The sequence below is a fragment of the Bacillus sp. P14.5 genome, assembly GCF_003316765.1.
Lineage (GTDB): Bacteria > Bacillota > Bacilli > Bacillales > Bacillaceae_B > Rossellomorea.
In genome coordinates this window covers 1-1944 of the sequence record NZ_NIJF01000076.1, presented here as the reverse complement: position 1 = coordinate 1944, position 1944 = coordinate 1, and the positions used below count along the sequence as shown (strand labels likewise).

The following is a 1944-nucleotide window of genomic DNA, read 5'->3' as shown; positions in this document are numbered from 1 at the left end:
AGGGAACCCTACTCCTTTCTTGTATGTAAAAGCCAGAAGGAGGGATGAGAGTGTCCAAAATAACAGAAGTCGTCGAAGCGATCGCGTTGCCGATCGTGGAGCGTGAGAACATGGAATTGGTCGATGTCGAATTCGTGAAAGAGGGGCCAGATTGGTTCTTGCGCGTCTATATCGACAAGCCGGGGGGCGTCGATTTAGATGATTGCGTCAACATCAACGAACAACTCTCGGAAAAACTAAACGATAGCGATCCGATCGAACAAGCCTATTATCTTGACGTCTCGAGTCCCGGTGCCGAGCGACCATTGAAAAAGCCGACCGACTTTGAACGCGCGATTGGAAAGAACGTCTATATCAAGACGTTTGCCCCGATCGAAGGTGCAAAAGAGTTCGAAGGCATTTTGACGGAATATGACGGTGAGACCGCCGTCGTCGAGACGCGCATCAAGACAAGAAAAAAAGCGATATCGCTACCGGTAGACAAAATTGCACAAGCCCGCCTAGCGGTCACGTTTAGTTAAGGAGAGGTAAAGATGGGGCCACAATTACTCACAACAATCGAACAGATTGCTAACGAAAAAGGAATCGAGAAAGAGATTATCATCGATGCGCTTGAGCAGGCGCTCATTTCGGCATATCGCCGAAACGTCGCCAACCCGAATGAAAACGTAAAAGTTGAATTCGACCAAGTGACAGGTGACATCCGTGTCTTTGCACTTCTCGAAGTCGTCGAACGTCTCTCGCATCCCGAGCAACAATTGTCGCTCGAAGAAGCGCATGAGATTGACCCGAACTACGAGCTTGGAGACTTCCATAAAGAAGAAGTCACACCGAGCGACTTCGGTCGCGTCGCGGCGATGACGGCGAAACAAGTCGTCACGCAAAAGATGCGGGAAGCCGAGCGCGAACGGATTTATAACCATTTCGTCGATAAAGAAGACGAGATCATGACGGGGATTGTGGAACGGTTCGACCCACGCAACTTGTATATCGGTCTTGAAAACAATATCGAAGCGGTGCTCACACCGAACGAGCAGATGCCAAATGAGTCGTACCAGATTCATGACCGCATCAAAGTGTATGTGACGAAAGTCGATTCGACGACGAAAGGTTCGGGCGCAGCCATTCAAGTTTCGCGGACGCATCCAGGTCTGTTGCGTCGTTTGTTCGAGCTCGAAGTGCCAGAAATCGCGAGCGGAACGGTCGACGTCATGTCGGTCTCACGCGAAGCGGGTGACCGCTCGAAGATTGCCGTCCATTCCGACATCGTCGATCCAGTCGGCGCTTGTGTCGGTCCGAAAGGGCAACGTGTCCAAACGATCGTCGATGAGCTCAACGGTGAGAAAATCGATATCGTTCGTTGGTCGAACGATCCGAAAGAGTTCGTGAAAAACGCACTCAGCCCGGCTCAAGTCGTTGACGTGTACGTCAATGAACCGAATAAATCGACGACGGTCGTCGTGCCAGATTATCAATTGTCACTTGCCATCGGGAAGCGCGGTCAAAACGCGCGTCTTGCTGCGAAATTGACAGGTTGGAAAATTGATATCAAGAGCGAGACGGATGCAGAAGGCATGGACTTGTATGATACGTACGCCGAAAAAGTTGAACCGGAGCCAGAAATTGTTCACAATGAAATGGAACAGACTGACTCGGTTGACGTCGCCCTCGAGCCGACAACGGTGAAAGAAGAGGAATGACCATGAAGCAAAAGAAACTTCCTTTGCGCAAATGTGTGGTCACGCAAGAAATGTTACCGAAACAAGCGTTGATTCGTGTCGTTCGGACGCCGGAAGGTGACGTCGTCATCGATACGTCTGGTAAATTGAACGGACGTGGGGCGTATTTGTCGAAAGATGCGGATGTGATTCGTTTAGCAGAGAAGAAACGGACACTTGATCATCATTTAAAAGTCAAGACGAGTGACGCGCTTTATGAGCAGCT

The 1944-nt window shown here is 50.2% G+C and carries 3 protein-coding genes; all 3 read left to right on the top strand.

What is annotated here, in order from left to right; genetic code table 11:
- The first annotated feature begins 50 nt into the window (after positions 1-50).
- Positions 51-521, top strand: coding sequence for a ribosome maturation factor RimP (gene rimP, locus B9Z54_RS13710; RefSeq protein ID WP_034777274.1), 471 nt, complete (start codon positions 51-53; stop codon positions 519-521).
- A 12-nt stretch (positions 522-533) separates the two neighbouring features.
- Complete coding sequence (gene nusA / locus B9Z54_RS13705) at positions 534-1700, top strand: transcription termination factor NusA (RefSeq protein WP_034777276.1); 1167 nt, start codon at positions 534-536, stop codon at positions 1698-1700.
- The coding region (gene rnpM, locus B9Z54_RS13700; protein ID WP_205207715.1) for an RNase P modulator RnpM at positions 1697-1944 on the top strand (248 nt) is incomplete at its 3' end. The genes nusA and rnpM, both read left to right, overlap by 4 nt.